At 71.4% G+C, this 17114-nt stretch carries 10 protein-coding genes; 5 read left to right on the top strand and 5 right to left on the bottom strand.

The window, feature by feature from the left end; translation table 11 throughout:
- Positions 1-109: 109 nt before the first annotated feature.
- Positions 110-1555 carry a hypothetical protein gene (locus ACZ5SK_RS23690; RefSeq protein WP_334577126.1) on the bottom strand — a complete coding sequence of 482 codons (1446 nt, stop codon included), beginning with the start codon at positions 1553-1555 and terminating at the stop codon, positions 110-112.
- A gap of 165 nt (positions 1556-1720) precedes the next feature.
- Positions 1721-4345 (bottom strand): glycosyltransferase family 1 protein, encoded by a 2625-nt coding sequence (locus tag ACZ5SK_RS23685; RefSeq protein ID WP_457494210.1) that lies wholly within the window; start codon positions 4343-4345, stop codon positions 1721-1723.
- Between the two features lie 327 nt (positions 4346-4672).
- Between ACZ5SK_RS23685 and ACZ5SK_RS23680 the strand changes: the two genes are divergently transcribed.
- The 5 genes from ACZ5SK_RS23680 (at position 4673) to glgB (ending at position 13847) form a co-directional block, all read left to right on the top strand.
- Positions 4673-5890, top strand: a complete 1218-nt coding sequence (locus ACZ5SK_RS23680; protein WP_468418659.1) for a S8 family peptidase — start codon at positions 4673-4675, stop codon at positions 5888-5890.
- Positions 5891-6064: 174 nt separating this feature from the next.
- Entirely contained in the window at positions 6065-8203 is a 2139-nt protein-coding gene (locus tag ACZ5SK_RS23675) for an alpha-1,4-glucan--maltose-1-phosphate maltosyltransferase (protein ID WP_334577129.1), read from the top strand.
- Positions 8200-9918: a maltose alpha-D-glucosyltransferase gene (gene treS / locus ACZ5SK_RS23670; protein WP_334577130.1), complete on the top strand. Its 1719-nt coding sequence runs from the start codon at positions 8200-8202 to the stop codon at positions 9916-9918. The genes ACZ5SK_RS23675 and treS overlap by 4 nt, the downstream gene beginning before the upstream one ends.
- 97 nt (positions 9919-10015) lie before the next feature.
- Positions 10016-11386, top strand: coding sequence for a maltokinase N-terminal cap-like domain-containing protein (locus ACZ5SK_RS23665; protein WP_334577131.1), 1371 nt, complete (start codon positions 10016-10018; stop codon positions 11384-11386).
- A 13-nt stretch (positions 11387-11399) separates the two neighbouring features.
- Positions 11400-13847 carry a 1,4-alpha-glucan branching enzyme gene (gene glgB, locus ACZ5SK_RS23660; RefSeq protein ID WP_468576574.1) on the top strand — a complete coding sequence of 816 codons (2448 nt, stop codon included), beginning with the start codon at positions 11400-11402 and terminating at the stop codon, positions 13845-13847.
- A gap of 37 nt (positions 13848-13884) precedes the next feature.
- Here the strand turns inward: glgB and ACZ5SK_RS23655 are convergent, their stop codons facing one another.
- The 3 genes from ACZ5SK_RS23655 to ACZ5SK_RS23645 form a co-directional block, all read right to left on the bottom strand.
- Positions 13885-16155, bottom strand: a complete 2271-nt coding sequence (locus ACZ5SK_RS23655; RefSeq protein ID WP_361710471.1) for a HelD family protein — start codon at positions 16153-16155, stop codon at positions 13885-13887.
- Positions 16156-16314: 159 nt separating this feature from the next.
- Positions 16315-16647, bottom strand: coding sequence for a thioredoxin family protein (locus tag ACZ5SK_RS23650; protein ID WP_334577134.1), 333 nt, complete (start codon positions 16645-16647; stop codon positions 16315-16317).
- Entirely contained in the window at positions 16644-17090 is a 447-nt protein-coding gene (locus ACZ5SK_RS23645; RefSeq protein ID WP_361710469.1) for a MerR family transcriptional regulator, read from the bottom strand. Before ACZ5SK_RS23645 ends, ACZ5SK_RS23650 begins: the two co-directional genes overlap by 4 nt.
- Between the last annotated feature and the right edge of the window lie 24 nt (positions 17091-17114).

The raw sequence follows: 17114 nt of genomic DNA, 5'->3' as shown, positions 1-17114 counted from the left end.
ATCACCTTTGGGGTTCGTGGTCGGAAGAGATGAAGACCGGAAGAGAGAAAGCTCGGACGAGAGAAGGAGGAACGGAGAAAGCGCGGAGGAAGAGAAAAAGCTCGGAAGGTCAGCGGCGGATGCCGTGGCGCGGGTGCTCGCGCATACGAGGGGGACGACGGCGGTCCTGGCCGGGCCCGGGACCGATCAGGCCGGCCCGGAACAGTCCGTAGGTGATCCGTCGTCGAGCCGCCGCTTCCAGCTCGTCCCGCAACGCGCCGTCGCGCAGCACCGCGTCGGGGCCCAGCAGCCCCTCCACCACGGCCAGCGCGCCCACGATGTCGCCGTGGACCAGGCGTTCGCGTACGCCGGCGAGGCAGTCCGGACGCCGGTGCGCCGCGTCGACGGCCTGGAGACAGGGCAGCGGAGTGCCGGTCAGCGCGGCCAGCAGCTCCTCGCGCCGGATCTCGGCCGGATCGTGGTCCAACGGGGCCAGCACGCCGTCGACCAGGCCGATCCGGTGCGTAGCTCCCCGGCAGTCCACGAACCGGGCCCGTCCCGCCCGATCGGGAAGCCGGCTCGCACCGGATGCCGCGTGCTCCGGTACGAGCGCCGAGGCGACCAGCGGATGCAGCCGCTCGGCCTCGATCGCTCCCCTACGGAGCAACTCCAGGTCGGGCAGCACCCAGGTCGCCGCGTCGGGCAGAACGGGCAGCGCGGAGACGCAGCCCGACGGACTCCGCAGGACGGGCGCCCCCTCCCCGTCCTCGCCCGGATCGAGCACCAGCCGCTGTCCGGCCCCGAACCGCACGAGAACGGAACCCGTGGTCCGGCCCGCCGCCCGCAGCACGATCCGCGCCTCGGCCGCCCACCGGTCCACGGCACAGCCGAGCTCCGACGGTTCCGCGGCCCGGTCCACCGTCGGCGGGGGCGGATCGTCTCCAGGCGGCGGACGATCCGCCCCGCACCGGACCCGCAGCTCACCCGCCCTGCGCGCATCCCACAGATGACGGTGCAGATCGAGCCGGAACCGCCGGCTGGGACGCGGATGCGGATGGCGTGAGCCACCAGCCCCCGAGCCACTCGCCCCCGAGCCGCCCGCCCCCGAACCGGCCGCCCCCGAACCAGTCGTCCCCAAGTCGGAGGACGCGTCCCACAGCGCGAGGCTGATCCGCTGCCCGGCATCCGCCCACGCAGGCGGTGTCCGCACCACGAGATGCACCGGACGTACGCCGCCCCGCCCTCGCCCCACCGCCTCGTACCGGGCGAGGGGCACCGTCAGACCGGGCCGCAGCAGCCCGTCGGGAGCGATCCTCGGCAGGTGCCAGCGCAGTAGGTCGGGTGCCAGGTGGCGGAGATCCGCCCGGACTCGGGCGGCGAGATCCTGGCCGTGCTCACGTGCCACGGCCCGCAGATTGAAGTCGACGTCGATGCCTGCGGCGGCGCACGCCCCCGCCCAGTCCCCGGCATGCCGGCGGGCGGTCGCAGTCTCGATCATGGAGGCCGGCACGGCGAACTCGCGCACGCGCAGCCAGAAGGAAAGCCGGGAGTCCTCGTTCGCGATGTGAGTGAGCATCAGCACTCACCTTGCGCGGACGGGTCCCCCGATCTGACACGAGAAGGAGTAGTCATCACGGGGATCGTAGCCCTCCGACGCTGATCCGCCCACCAGATATTTTCCGGCTCGTCAGTTACGCGCGAGGGGCGCCGACGATCCCTCGTCGGCGCCCCGGCAGACCGGTTACCGCAGCACCACCCCCGCCCCCTCCACCGCATCCCCGGACGGCATCTCCAGTAGGCCCAGTTCGGCGCCGGAGGCCAGTAGGCGGTGGGCCGGGAGGATGCGGACCGTGTAGCCGAAGGGGCCTGTGCGGTCCAGGGACAGGGGGCCCTCGTACACCCACCTGCCCTCCAGGTCGGGGCCGCCCGCGGGTTTCAGCGGGACCGTCGAGGCGTCCGTGATGCGGTCCTCCTCGTCGACCCGGCCGGAGACGGCCTGGATCTCGACGTCGTCGGGGGCGAGGTCGCCGAGGCCGACGCGGACCCGCAGCGCGAGGGTCGTGCCGAGTTCCGCGGTGGCGGTGGCCGCCGACGTCTCGACGTGGTCGACGGTCACCGCGTGCCAGGCCGAGCGCACCCGCTGTTTCCAGGCGGCTAGTTCGCGGGCGGTGTCGGGGGCCATCGTCCGGTGCGTGTGGGCGGCCGGGGTGTAGAGGCGTTCGACGTACTCGCGGACCATGCGTCCGGCCAGCACCTTCGGGCCGAGCAGGGTGAGGGTCTGGCGGACCATCTCGATCCAGCGGTCGGGCAGGCCCGCCCGGCCGCGTTCGTAGAAGCGGGGGGCGATGCGCTGTTCCAGGAGGTCGTAGAGGGCCGCCGCCTCGATGTCGTCGCGGTGGTCGGGGTCGGTGCCGGCGCCGTCGGCGGTGGGGATCGCCCAGCCGAAGTCGGGCTGGAACCATTCGTCCCACCAGCCGTCCAGGACGGAGAGGTTGAGGCAGCCGTTGAGGGCCGCCTTCATACCGCTGGTCCCGCACGCCTCCAGCGGCCTCAGCGGATTGTTCAGCCAGATGTCGCAGCCGGGGTACAGCTTCTGCGCCATCGCCATGCCGTAGTCGGGGAGGAAGACGATGCGGTGGCGGACCCGTGGGTCGTCCGTGAACCGGACCAGCTCCTGGACGAGGCGTTTGCCGCCGTCGTCCGCCGGGTGCGCCTTGCCCGCCACCACGATCTGGATCGGCCGCTCGGAGTGCAGCAGCAGGTCCATCAGCCGGTCGCGGTCCCTCAGCATCAGCGTCAGGCGTTTGTACGACGGGACGCGGCGCGCGAAGCCGATGGTGAGGACGTCCGGGTCCAGGACGCCGTCGATCCAGCCCAACTCGGCCGTGCCCGCGCCGCGTTGACGCCAGGACGCGCGCAGCCGGCGCCGTACCTCCACCACCAGTTGTTCGCGCAGGTCGCGGCGCAGGTCCCAGATGTCCTGGTCGGAGATGTCGGCGACAGCGTCCCAGCGTTCGGAGCCGCCGACGCTCAGGGCGTCCTCGGCGCGCTCGCTGCCGACCTGGCGGGCGCCGAGCCGGAGCACTTCGGGGGCGACCCAGGTCGGGGCGTGCACGCCGTTGGTGACGGAGGTGATCGGCACCTCGTCGGGGTCGAAGCCGGGCCACAGGCCGGCGAACATCCCCCTGCTCACCTGGCCGTGGAGCAGGGACACGCCGTTCGCGCGCTGTGCCAGCCGCAGGCCCATCACGGCCATGTTGAAGAGGTTCGGCTCGCCGCCCGGGTACGTCTCCATGCCGAGGCGCAGGATGCGGTCGACGTCCATGTGGGGGAGTTCGGCGTCGGGTCCGAAGTGGCGGGCGACCAGCTCGCGGTCGAAGCGGTCGATGCCGGCCGGGACGGGGGTGTGCGTGGTGAAGACGGTCCCGGCGCGGACGGCTTCCAGGGCGGAGTCGAAGTCCAGTCCCGTGTCGGCGAGTTCGGCGATCCGCTCCAGTCCGAGGAAGCCCGCGTGGCCCTCGTTGGTGTGGAAGACCTCGGGTTCCGGGTGACCGGTCAGGCGGCAGTACGTGCGCACCGCCCGGACACCCCCTATGCCGAGCAGCATCTCCTGGAGCAGACGGTGCTCGCTGCCGCCGCCGTAGAGCCGGTCGGTCACCCCGCGTTCGCCGAGGCCGTTCTCCTCGATGTCGGAGTCGAGCATGAGCAGCGGGACCCGGCCGACCTGGGCCAGCCAGACGCGGGCGTGGAGCTGTTTGCCGGCCGGGAGGGCGAGGGAGATCTGCGCGGGGGCGCCGTCGTCCTCCCGCAGGAGGGTCACCGGCAGCTCGTTGGGGTCGAGGACGGGGTAGTGCTCCTGCTGCCAGCCGTCCCGGGAGAGGGTCTGGCGGAAGTAGCCGTGCCGGTAGAGGAGTCCCACGCCGATCAGCGGCACGCCCAGGTCGCTGGCCGCTTTCAGGTGGTCGCCGGCGAGGATGCCGAGGCCGCCGGAGTACTGCGGCAGGGCGGCCGTGACGCCGAACTCGGGTGAGAAGTAGGCGACGGCGGCGGGGAGTCCCGCGGTGGCGGGCTGGTCCTGGTACCAGCGGTCGCCGCTCATGTAGTCGTGCAGGTCGTCGGCGGCGGCGGTGAGCCGGCGCAGGAAACGGCGGTCCTCGGCGAGTTCGGCGAGGCGTGCCGGGCGCACGCTGCCGAGGAGTCTGACCGGGTCGCCGTCACAGACGGCCCAGCGCTCGGGGTCGACGGACTGGAACAGGTCGCGGGTCTCCGCGTGCCAGGACCAGCGCAGGTTGCGGGCGAGGTCGCTGAGCGGGCGGAGGGGTTCGGGGAGGAGGGGTCGGACGGTGAATCGACGGATCGCCTTCACATTCCACCTCGGCGTGGCGCGTTCGCTGGATGGGCGCACGGCGGTGTGCGTCCACGTCTGTGGAAAAAGGTACCGGCGTCGGTGGCGGCCTTGCTGGGGGCTGGCCGCCCCCGGGCCCCTCACTTTTCTGCCCGAACGGCCTCGTCCTCAGTCGCCGTACGGGTGGGGGCTCCCGGATTCGGGGCCGGCCGGGCCCTCCGCAACGGGCCGAAAACCCTGTTTCTCCCCCGGAGGCCACCTTGTGGCGGTTCGCGCCCCGCGAGAGGCTGCCCGGTGGCGTGCCCGGCGAAGGCGGGGTGCGTCGAGTCGAGGAGGGGAACGCGAACCATGGCACGGACGCGTATGCGGCGTCTGCGCCGGGTGGGGGGTCTGACCGCGGTCGCCACGACCGTGCTGCTGTCGGCCGTCGCCCTGCCCGCGCACGCCGCACCGGAGGGGAAGATACTCGGCGCCGGTCTGCCCGGCTCCGTCGGCGGAAGCTATCTCGTGACGCTGAAGGGGGACACGCACGCGTCGTCGGAGGACGGACGACGGCTTGCCCGGACGTACGGGGCGAGAATCAGCCAGACCTACGGCACGGTCCTCAACGGGTTCGCCGTCGAGGCCGACGAGAGACAGGCCCGGCGGCTCGCGGCCGACCCGCGCGTGGCGTCCGTCGTCCAGGACACCCGGGTGACGCTGGACGCCGCGCCGGTCGCCGTCGGGAAGAACCCGCCGTCCTGGGGGCTGGACCGGCTCGACCAGCCGAGCCGGCCGCTGGACGGCGGTTACCGCTGGCCGAGATCCGCGGGCGCGGGCGTCACCGTGTATGTGATCGACACCGGCATCCGGATCACGCACGACGACTTCGGCGGCCGGGCGAGCTACGGCTGGGACTTCGTCGGCGGGGACGGCGTCGCCGCCGACGGCAACGGACACGGCACGCACGTCGCGGGCACCGTCGCGGGCACGGCCCTGGGCGTCGCCAAGAAGGCCAAGGTGGTCGCGGTGCGGGTGCTCGACGACTCCGGTGCGGGCACCACCGCGCAGGCCGTCGCGGGCATCGACTGGGTCACCCGTCATGCGCACAGGCCGGCGGTCGCCAACCTCAGTCTGGGCGGCGGGTACAACGCGGCGTTGGACGCCGCCGTGCGCACCTCCATCCGCTCCGGTGTCACGTACACCGTCGCCGCGGGCAACGTGGGGCAGCCGGCCGCGCTGCACTCCCCCGCCGACGTGCGGGAGGCCATCACGGTCGGCGCGACCGACAGCAAGGACGCCAGGGCGGCCTTCTCCAACTACGGTTCGGCCGTCGACCTGTTCGCGCCGGGTGTGTCGATCACCTCCGCGTCGTACACGAGCGACACGGGCCGGGTCGCCTGCTCCGGTACGTCGACGGCGTCGCCGCACGCGGCGGGCGCGGCCGCGCTCTATCTCGCCGACCATCCGAAAGCCACTCCGGCGACGGTCTCGAAAGCGTTGTTCGCGGGGGCGGCGAGCGGGAAGGTGTCCGGTCGGGGGGCCGGTTCGCCGGACAAACTGCTGCAGGTCCTCGCGGCCGGGTAACGGGGCTTCAAAACCGGTCTCGTTCCTCTCGAACGAGGCCGGACTTGTGTGTAGACATACGCCTGAGTAGTTAACAAAGTGCCGGATTGCTCACCCGAACAAGGTGGGAAGGCTCCCTCGGTACACGACCCCACATCCATCCGCCCACCCTCGTTGATGCGGACAGGAGCGGTCATGCCCGCCACGCACCACTCGTCAGCACCCCCGACACCCCGCACCAGGGCGACACCCGCCCCCGAAGCAACGCAAGCGCTCCCCGCACCGGAAGCGCTCCCCGTGCGCCCCGCCGGATCCGCCCCCTCGGACGGGGTCGCCGGTACCGCCGTCGGGCGCATACCCGTCCTCGATGTCCGCCCGCTGGTCCAGCAGGGGCGCCGGCCCGCCAAGGCGGTCGCCGGTGAGACGTTCCAGGTGTCGGCGACCGTGTTCCGGGAGGGACATGACGCCGTCGCCGCCAATGTGGTCCTCAAGGGCCCGGACGGCGCCCCGGGCCCGTGGACGCCGATGCGCGAACTCGCCCCCGGCACCGACCGCTGGGGCGCGGACGTCACGCCGGACACCACGGGCCGTTGGACGTACACCGTGGAGGCGTGGGGGGACCCGGTCGCCACCTGGCGGCACCACGCCCGCATCAAGATCCCCGCGGGGATGGACACGGAACTGGTCCTCGAAGAGGGCGCCCGGCTGTACGAGCGGGCGGCCGCCGGAGTACCGCAGGGGCCGGACCGGACCGTGGTGCTGGCCGCGGTCGACGCCCTGCGCGACGCGTCCCGCCCGGCCGCGGCCCGGCTGGCGGCGGCGCTGACCCCGCAGGCCGAAGCCGTCCTCGGCCGTCATCCGCTGCGCGAACTGGTCACCGCCTCCGAGCCGTTGCCGCTGCTGGTGGAGCGGGAGCGCGCGCTGTACGGCGCGTGGTACGAGTTCTTCCCGCGCTCCGAGGGCACCCCCGAGCGCCCGCACGGCACCTTCCGCACCGCCGCGCGCAGGCTTCCCGCCATCGCCGCGATGGGCTTCGACGTCGTCTATCTGCCGCCGATCCACCCCATCGGCACGACGTTCCGCAAGGGCCGCAACAACACCCTCGACCCCGGCCCGGACGACGTCGGCGTGCCCTGGGCGATCGGCTCGCCCGAGGGCGGCCACGACGCCGTCCACCCGGACCTGGGGACCATCGACGACTTCGCGTGGTTCGTGGAGCGGGCGGCGGAGCACGGGCTGGAGATCGCCCTCGACTTCGCCCTCCAGTGCTCGCCGGACCATCCCTGGGTGCACAAGCACCCCGAGTGGTTCCACCACCGGCCGGACGGGACGATCGCGTACGCCGAGAACCCGCCGAAGAAGTACCAGGACATCTACCCGATCGCCTTCGACGCCGACCTGGACGGCCTCGTCGCCGAGACCGTCCGGGTGCTCAGGCACTGGATGTCGTACGGAGTGCGGATCTTCCGCGTCGACAACCCGCACACCAAGCCGGTGGTGTTCTGGGAGCGGGTCATCGCGGAGATCAACGGCGGCGACCCCGACGTGATCTTCCTGGCGGAGGCCTTCACCCGGCCCGCGATGATGCACACGCTCGGCCAGATCGGCTTCCAGCAGTCGTACACCTACTTCACCTGGCGCAACACGAAGCAGGAACTGACGGAGTACCTCACCGAACTCTCGGGGGATGCCGCCTCCTACATGCGGCCCAACCTGTTCGCCAACACCCCCGACATCCTGCACGCCTACCTCCAGCACGGCGGCCGGCCCGCCTTCGAGGTGCGCGCGGTCCTCGCCGCCACGCTGTCCCCTACCTGGGGCATCTACAGCGGCTACGAACTCTGCGAGAACACGCCGCTGAAGGAGGGCGGCGAGGAATACCTCGACTCGGAGAAGTACCAGCTCAAGCCCCGTGACTGGGCGGCGGCCGAACGCGATGGCCGCAGTCTCGCCCCGCTGATCACGAAGCTCAACGAGATCCGGCGGGCCAACCCGGCCCTGCACCGGCTGCGTGATCTGCACTTCCATCCGACCGACAAGGAAGCGGTGATCGCCTACTCCAGAAGGAGCTCGAAGAGCAGCGGTTCGAACACGGTTCTGGTGGTCGTCAACCTCGACCCCCACCACACCCAGGAGGCGACGGTGTCGTTGGACATGCCGCAACTCGGCCTGGACTGGCACGAGTCGGTGTCGGTGCGCGACGAGCTCACCGGCGAGACCTACCACTGGGGCAGGGCCAACTACGTGCGCCTCGAACCGGGCACCCGGCCCGCGCATGTACTCACCGTCCTGCGACCGTCCAACCCGCAGATCGGAGGGTCACCCACACCATGATCGTCAATGAGCCCGTTCCGGACACCTTCGAGGACACGCCCGCCAAGGACCGCGACCCCGAGTGGTTCAAACGCGCCGTGTTCTACGAGGTCCTCGTCCGCTCCTTCCAGGACAGCAACGGCGACGGCGTCGGCGACCTCAAGGGCATCACCGCCAAACTCGACTACCTGCAATGGCTCGGAGTCGACTGCCTCTGGCTCCCGCCGTTCTTCAAATCACCGCTGCGCGACGGCGGATACGACGTGTCCGACTACACCTCCGTCCTCCCCGAATTCGGCGACCTCGCCGACTTCGTGGAATTCGTCGACGCCGCACACCAACGCGGCATGCGCGTCATCATCGACTTCGTGATGAACCACACCAGCGACCAGCACCCGTGGTTCCAGGAATCGAGGAAAGACCCCGACGGACCCTACGGCGACTACTACATGTGGGCCGACGACGACAAGCAGTACGCCGACGCCCGCATCATCTTCGTCGACACCGAGGTCTCCAACTGGACCTTCGACCCCGTCCGCAAGCAGTACTTCTTCCACCGCTTCTTCTCCCACCAGCCGGACCTCAACTACGAGAACCCGGCCGTGCAGGAGGAGATGATCTCCGCGCTGAAGTTCTGGCTGGACCTGGGCATCGACGGCTTCCGCCTCGACGCCGTGCCCTACCTGTACGCGCAGGAGGGCACGAACTGCGAGAACCTTCCGGCGACGCACGAGTTCCTGAAGCGGGTCCGCAAGGAGATCGACGCGCACTACCCGGACACGGTGATCCTCGCCGAGGCCAACCAGTGGCCGGAGGACGTCGTCGACTACTTCGGCGACTACTCCTCCGGCGGCGACGAATGCCATATGGCGTTCCACTTCCCCGTCATGCCCCGCATCTTCATGGCGGTACGCCGGGAATCCCGCTACCCCGTGTCGGAAATCCTCGCCAAGACCCCTGCGATTCCGGCCAACTGCCAGTGGGGCATCTTCCTGCGGAACCACGACGAGCTGACCCTCGAAATGGTCACCGACGAAGAACGCGACTACATGTACGCGGAATACGCGAAAGACCCGCGGATGCGCGCCAACATCGGCATCCGGCGCCGGCTCGCACCACTGCTGGACAACGACCGCAACCAGATCGAGCTGTTCACCGCGCTGCTCCTGTCCCTCCCCGGCTCGCCGATCCTGTACTACGGCGACGAGATCGGCATGGGCGACAACATCTGGCTCGGCGACCGCGACGCCGTCCGCACCCCCATGCAGTGGACACCGGATCGCAACGCAGGTTTTTCTTCCTGTGACCCCGGCAGACTGTCCCTGCCTGCGATCATGGACCCCGTCTACGGGTACCAGGTCACCAACGTCGAGGCGTCGATGTCGTCGCCGTCGTCGCTGCTGCACTGGACCCGGCGGATGATCGAGATCCGGAAGCAGAACCCCGCCTTCGGCCTCGGAACGTACACCGAACTGCAGTCCTCCAACCCGGCCGTCCTCGCGTTCCTGCGGGAGGCCCCCCTGTCCAAGGACGGAGGGGACGACCTGGTGCTGTGCGTGCACAACTTCTCGCGCTTCGCCCAGCCCACCGAACTGGACCTGAGCCGGTTCAAGGGGCGGTACCCGGTGGAGTTGTTCGGCGGGGTGCGCTTCCCGCCGGTCGGTGAACTGCCGTACCTGCTCACCCTCGCGGGGCACGGCTTCTACTGGTTCCGGCTGCGTCGCGACGCGGCCTAGAACCCCGCGGCGGGGCGGTTCCCTCCGGGTTTCCCCCGCCCCGCCCGGGGCACGCATCAGTAACACCCCGACCCCCCGGGGAAAGGAATGTGACGCCATGGCGGAAACGGTCACACTCTCCGGCAAGACGAGCCCCGGCCTCCTCGCGTCACTGGACCCTCTGCTGCGGGAGTGGCTGCCGCGCCAGCGCTGGTTCGCCGGCAAGGGGCGTCCGGTCACCGGGTTCTCGCTGGTGGCGGCCACGGAGTTGCTCCCGGTCGGCACCCGGCTGGGCCTCTACCACCTGCTGGTGCGCGCCGAGCAGGGCGCCGGCCCCGGCGACTGCTACCAGCTGCTCATCGGCGTACGCGAGGCTCTGCCGCCCCGGCTGGCGCCCGCGCTGATCGGACACGTGACGCAGGGGCCGCTGGCCGGGGGGACCGTGTTCGACGCCCTGTACGACACCCGGCCCGCCGAGGTGCTCCTGGAGGCCCTGCGCACCCGGGCGCGGATCGGGGCGCTGCGCTGCGAGCGGGAACCCGGGCAGGAGATCCGCTCGGGGCTGGTCCCGCGCCGGCTGACGGGCGAGCAGTCGAATTCGTCGATCGTCTATGGAGATACGTTCATCCTGAAGCTTTTGCGCCGGGTGGTGCCGGGCGTCAACCCGGACCTGGAACTGCCGCTGGCGCTGGCCCGCGAGGGCTGCCCCCGGGTGCCCGCCCCGACGGCCTGGATGGAGGCGCACCTCGACGACGAGCCCTATGTGCTGGCCGTGCTCCAGCCGTATGTGCAGGGCGCGGCGGACGGCTGGGAGCTGGCGCTGCGGGAGCTGGCCAAGGGCGAGGACTTCGCCGCGGAGGCGCGGGCGCTGGGGCGGGCCACCGCCGAGGTGCACGGGGCGCTGGCCCGGGCCCTGCCCACGGCGACGCTCGGCCACGCACAGATACAGCCGATGGCCGACGGCATGGCCGTCCGCCTCGACGCGGCCGCGCAGGCCGTGCCCGCCCTGCGCCCGTACGCGCCCGCGCTGCGCACCGCCTTCACGGCGCTGGCCGGCCTCGCGGCCGAGGGCCACACCTGGACCGCCCAGCGCGTCCACGGCGACCTGCACCTCGGGCAGTGCCTGCGCGCGGGCTCCGGGGAGTGGACGCTGATCGACTTCGAGGGGGAGCCGGCCCGGCCGCTGGCCGAGCGGCGCATGCCGCAGCCGGCGGTGCGGGACGTGGCGGGCATGCTGCGCTCCTTCGACTACGCGGCCCACTCGGCCGACCCGCCCGCCCCGGGCTGGGCGCACGCCTGCCGGGCGGCCTACTGCTCCGGGTACGCCGAGGTGGCGGGCGCCGACCCGCGCACCGACCCCGTGCTGCTGCGGGCCTACGAGACGGACAAGGCCGTCTACGAGGTCGTCTACGAGGCCCGGCACCGGCCCGACTGGCTCCCCGTACCGCTGTCCGCGATACACCGCCTCGCCGCACCCGACCTGCCTTGAGGAGGCTCCGTACGTGACTCCCCCGAAGAAGAAGTCCGCCGCGCAGAAAGCAGTGACCAAGAAGGCGGTGGCGAAGAAGGCGGCGAGCAAGAAGGCGACGGGCAAGAAGGCCCTGGGGAAAGAGGCCCAGGGGAAGGAGGCCCAGGGGAAGGAGAAGGCGGCGCCTGCCCCGAAAGCCGCCGCGACAACCGCCGCGAAAACTGTCGCCAAAACTGCCGCGAAAGCCCCCGTGCGGAAGCCGAAGAAGCCTCCCGTGGCACCGCCGGTCGCGCCCTTCTCCCCGGCCCTGGACGCCGTCGACCGCGAGCGTCTGCTGCACGGCGCCCATCACGCCCCGCACGCGGTGCTCGGCGCGCATCCGGCGCCCGGCGGGATCGTCTTCCGGGCGCTGCGCCCGTACGCGCGGTCCGTCACGGTGCTCGCGGGCGACCTGCGCGCCGAGCTCCATGACGACGGCGACGGCTTCTTCTCCGGGCTGCTGCCCCTCACCGAGGTCCCGGCCTACCGGCTCCTCGTGGCGTACGAGGGCACGGCCGTGGAGACCGAGGACGCCTACCGTTTCCTGCCCACGCTGGGCGAGCTGGACCTGCACCTGATCGGCGAGGGCCGGCACGAGCAGCTGTGGACGGTGCTGGGCGCGCACCCGAGGACCCACCAGGGCGTGCGCGGCACGAGCTTCTCGGTGTGGGCGCCGAACGCGCGCGGCGTGCGGCTGGCCGGCACCTTCAACTTCTGGGACGGCACCGGGTACCCGATGCGTTCGCTCGGTGGAACCGGGGTCTGGGAGCTGTTCGTGCCCGGGATCGGCGAGGGCGAGCTGTACAAGTTCGACATCACCCGCCCGGACGGCTCGCACACCCTGCGCGCCGACCCGCTGGCCCGGCGCACCGAGGTCCCGCCGGCGACGTCGTCGATCGTGCACGCGTCGTCGTACGAGTGGGGCGACGAGGAGTGGCTGGCGCGCCGGGCCGAGATACCCGTGCACAAGGCGCCCTTCTCCATCTACGAGATCCATCTCCCCTCCTGGCGACCGGGCCTGACGTATCGTCAACTCGCCGATCAGCTCCCCGCGTACGTCAAGGACCTCGGCTTCACGCATGTCGAGCTGATGCCGGTCGCCGAGCATCCCTTCGGCGGTTCCTGGGGCTACCAGGTCACCGGCTTCTACGCGCCCACGGCCCGGCTCGGCACGCCGGACGACTTCAAGCACCTGGTGGACGCGCTGCACCGGGCCGGCATCGGCGTCCTGATGGACTGGGTCCCGGCGCACTTCCCGCGCGACGACTGGGCGCTGGCCGAGTTCGACGGCCGTCCGCTCTACGAGCACGAGGACCCGCTGCGCGCCGCCCACCCCGACTGGGGGACGCTGGAGTTCGACTTCGGCCGCCGCGAGGTGCGCAACTTCCTGGTGGCCAACGCCAGTTACTGGTGCGAGGAGTTCCACATCGACGGGCTGCGGGTGGACGCCGTCGCCTCCATGCTCTACCTCGACTACTCGCGCGAGCCCGGCCAGTGGACGCCGAACGAGCACGGCGGGCGGGAGAACCTGGACGCAGTGGCGTTCCTCCAGGAGATGAACGCGACGGTCTACCGCCGCAGCCCCGGGGTCGTCACGATCGCGGAGGAGTCCACGGCCTGGGACGGCGTCACGCGGGCCACGCACCACCCGGGCCCGAGCGGCTTCGGCGGGCTCGGCTTCGGCCTGAAGTGGAACATGGGCTGGATGCACGACTCGCTGGAGTACATGACCCACGAGCCGGTGCACCGCCGCTACCACCACCACGAGATGACCTTCTCGATGGTGTACGCCTACAGCGAGAACTACGTGCTGCCCATCTCCCACGACGAGGTGGTGCACGGCAAGCGCTCACTGGTGTCGAAGATGCCCGGCGACTGGTGGCAGCAGCGCGCGAACCTGCGGGCGTACCTGGCGTTCATGTGGGCCCACCCCGGCAAGCAACTCCTCTTCATGGGGCAGGAGTTCGCCCAGGGAGCGGAGTGGTCCGAGGCGCACGGCCCCGACTGGTGGCTGCTGGACCCGGCCTACGGCGCCGAGGCCGACCACCGGGGCGTCCGGGACCTGGTCCGCGACCTGAACAGCGTCTACCGGACGACCCCGGCCCTGTGGCAGCAGGACACCGACCCCGCCGGTTTCCAGTGGATCGTCGGGGACGCCGCCGAGGACAACGTCTTCGCCTTCCTGCGCTACGACGCCGACGGCTCCCCGCTGCTGTCCGTCTCCAACCTCTCCCCCGTCGTCCGCCACGACTACTGCCTCGGCGTCCCGGACGACATCCCGGCGTGGCACGAGATGCTCAACACCGACGCGGCGGCCTACGGCGGCAGCGGCGTAGCCCACCCCGACCCGATCAAACCGGAACCCCACGCCCGCCACGCCCGCCCGGCCGCCGTCCGCCTGACACTGCCACCCCTGTCGACGGTGTGGCTACGCCCGGCGTAGGCGGGCCGGGGACTGTTCCGGCCCGTTACGTCAGCGCTTACGTCAGCGCTTCCGTCAGCGGCTTCGGCAGCTCCTTGGTGTGGACCACGCCGAGGCGTTGGGTGGCTCGGGTGAGGGCTACGTACAGGTCGCTGGTGCCGTAGTCGGCGGGCTCCACGACGAGCACCGAGTCGAACTCCAGCCCCTTGGCCTGGCGCGGGTCGAGCAGGACGACCGTGCGGGTCAGGTCCGGTTCCGCGCCCGCCGTCACGCCGTCCAGGCGGGCCGCCAGCCGTCGGTGCAGCGCGCGCGGGGCGATCACCGCCAGCCGGCCCTCGGCGGGGGTCAGCTCGGCCACGGCCTCGGCGACCGCGCCCGGCAGGTCGTCGCTCGCGCGGGCCCAGGGCTTCACTCCCGTCGAGCGGACCGAGCTCGGCGGTTCGAAGTCGGGGTTCTGCGCGCGGACGACGGCCGCAGCGACCTCCATGATCTCGGCCGGGGTGCGGTAGTTGACGCCGAGGCGGGTGTGCTCCCAGCGGTCCTCGACGTACGGGGCGAGGATCCCCGACCAGGAGCCGACACCGGCCGCCTCGGCCGTCTGGGCCGGGTCGCCGACCAGGGTCATCGAGCGGGTCGGGCTGCGCCGCATCAGCAGCCGCCAGGCCATCGGCGACAGCTCCTGCGCCTCGTCGACGATGATGTGGCCGAACGCCCAGGTCCGGTCGGCCGCCGCGCGCTCGGCGGCGCTGCGGTGGTCGTCCTCCTCGTGCCGCTCGGCGAACCGCTCGGCGTCGATGATGTCGTGCGCGGACAGGACTTCGGAGTCCTCCTCCTCCTTGTCGTCGAACTCGTAGGTGCGCGAGGCGTAGGAGACGTCGAGGACGCCCTGGGCGTAGGCGACCTGTGTCTCGCGCTCCCGGTCGGCCCGCGCGCGGGCCGACCGGTCGTCCTCGCCGAGGAGTTCGGCCGCCTCGTCGAGCAGCGGGACGTCCGCGACCGTCCAGGCCCGGGTCACCGGGCGGCGGATCGCGGCCGCGTCCTCGTCGCTCACGTACCCCTCGGGGGCGGCGAGGAAGTCGGCGACCAGGCGGCGCGGAGTGATGCGCGGCCACAACCGGTCGATGGCGGACCAGACTTCGGGGTTGTCGGCGAGCTCGTCGCGGATCTGGGTGATGTCGCTGGCGTCCAGCATGTTCGAGCCGTCGTAGGGGTCGGTGCCGATGCGCTCGGCGACCATGTCCGTCAGCGTGTTGAGGATGTAGCCCTCGAAGTGCTCGCGGGCCGCGTTGTGCGGCAGCCGTGCGGCGCGGGTGCGCTCGCGGGCGACGCCCACGAGTCCGTCGTCGAGCATCAGGACCTCACGGTCGTGCTCGATCGTGATCACCGGGTCGGGCAGCGCCTGCCGGTCGCGTACGACGGCGGCGAGGACGTCCGCCATGTCGGCGCGGCCCTTCACGGCGGCCGCCTCGGGGGTGTCGGTCGCCGTCGCCTTCACGCCGGGGAAGAGTTCGCCGACCGTCGCCAGCAGCACGCCGGTCTCGCCCAGCGAGGGCAGCACCTCGCCGATGTAGCCGAGGAAGGCGGGATTGGGGCCGACGATCAGCACGGCCCGCTTGGCGAGCAGTTCGCGGTGCTCGTAGAGGAGGTAGGCGGCGCGGTGCAGGGCGACGGCCGTCTTGCCGGTGCCGGGGCCGCCCTCGACGACCAGGACCCCTCGGTGGGGAGCCCGGATGATCTCGTCCTGCTCGGCCTGGATGGTCTGCACGATGTCGTTCATGCGGCCGGTGCGGGCAGAGCCCAGCGCGGCGAGCAGCACGGCGTCGCCGGTGGGGTCCTCGTGGCCGGTCCGCTCCTGGTCGCCGAGGTCGAGGATCTCGTCGTGCAGGGCGGTGACCCGGCGGCCTGAAGTGGTGAGGTGCCGGCGGCGGCGCAGGCCCAGCGGGGTGTGGCCGGTGGCCAGGTAGAAGGGGCGGGCGACATCGGCACGCCAGTCGATGAGGATCGGCGTGTGCTCGGCGTCGTCGGTGCGCAGGCCGATGCGGCCGATGTGGTGGCTGGTGCCGGAGGTGAGGTCGATGCGGCCGAAGCAGAGGGAGCCGTCCACCGCGTTGAGCGCGGCCAGCAGACCCGAGCGTTCGGCGACGAGGATGTCGCGCTCCAGTCGGGCCTGCTGGGGCGTGTTGCCCTGGGCGAGCGCGTCCGTGACGGAGGTCTCGGTGTCGCCGCGCAGGGCGTCCACCCTCGCGTACACCCGGTCGATGAATTCCTGCTCGCGCCGCAATTCACTATCCGGAAAGTCGGTGTTTGACAATTCCACTCCCGCCCGCATATACTGTGCTCACTGAGCTTCTTTGCGACCTGATTCTCTTGAAGTCGCGAACCATCGAATATACGCAAAGAAATCCCCCGAGCGCAATTGCTCGGGGGATTTCTTCGTATCCGGTGAGCTGCCCGGCGAAGTGTGCGACGGGGGCTCGGAGCCACGGGCTCAGAGCACGTCGGACAGCTCCTCCAGCAGCCGCCGCTTGGGCCGGGCCCCCACCATCGCCTTCACGGGCTCACCGTCGCGGAACACCATGAACGTCGGCATCGACAGCACCTTGTAGGCGTTGGTCGTCTCCGGGTTCAGGTCCACGTTCAGCTGCACCACCTTCAGCCGCTCGCCCTCCTCCGCGGCGATCGCCCTCAGCACCGGCCCCATCTGCCGGCACGGCGGACACCAGTCGGCGGTGAACTCCACCAGCACCGGCAACCCTGCCCCCAGCACCTCCCACCCGAAGTCCGCGTCCGTCACTTCCGCCACGCCCTCAGCCTTGATCACAACTCCCGCCCTTCTGGGGCCACCCTCGGGCCCAGTTCACACCCGGGTTCCGGACCCCCCGGAACCAGCGCCTCGGCTGCCAGTTCGTCGCGGGCCTGCTCGGCCCTGACCAACTGCCCCGCGACCGTCTCCCGCACCGCCCGCAACTCCCCGATCAGCTCGTCCAGCTCCGCCAGCTTGCGCCGGTAGACAGCGAGCGACGCCGGGCAGGAGTCGCCCTCCGGGTGCCCGGCCCGCAGACACTCCACGAAGGGCCGCGTCTCCTCCAGGTCGAACCCGAAGTCCTGAAGCGTCCTGATCTGCCGCAACAGCTTCAGGTCGGCCTCGTCGTACGTCCGGTATCCGTTGTCGTTCCGCCGGGCGGGCAGCAGCCCCCGGGACTCGTAGTACCGCAGCGTCCGGGTCGTGGTCCCGGCCCGCGCGGCCAGCTCGCCGATGCGCATGCCTACGAAGGTACGGCTTGACGC

Source organism: Streptomyces sp. NPDC031474 (assembly GCF_055581185.1).
This window is presented reverse-complemented; position numbering and strand designations above follow the sequence as displayed.

Coding starts and splice junctions, on each gene's coding strand:
- ACZ5SK_RS23665 (WP_334577131.1), top strand. CDS start 10,016: ATGGCGGAAACGGTCACACTCTCCGGCAAGACGAGCCCCGGCCTCCTC.
- ACZ5SK_RS23675 (WP_334577129.1), top strand. CDS start 6,065: ATGCCCGCCACGCACCACTCGTCAGCACCCCCGACACCCCGCACCAGG.
- treS (WP_334577130.1), top strand. CDS start 8,200: ATGATCGTCAATGAGCCCGTTCCGGACACCTTCGAGGACACGCCCGCC.
- ACZ5SK_RS23655 (WP_361710471.1), bottom strand. CDS start 16,155: ATGCGGGCGGGAGTGGAATTGTCAAACACCGACTTTCCGGATAGTGAA.
- ACZ5SK_RS23645 (WP_361710469.1), bottom strand. CDS start 17,090: ATGCGCATCGGCGAGCTGGCCGCGCGGGCCGGGACCACGACCCGGACG.
- ACZ5SK_RS23690 (WP_334577126.1), bottom strand. CDS start 1,555: ATGCTCACTCACATCGCGAACGAGGACTCCCGGCTTTCCTTCTGGCTG.
- ACZ5SK_RS23680 (WP_468418659.1), top strand. CDS start 4,673: ATGGCACGGACGCGTATGCGGCGTCTGCGCCGGGTGGGGGGTCTGACC.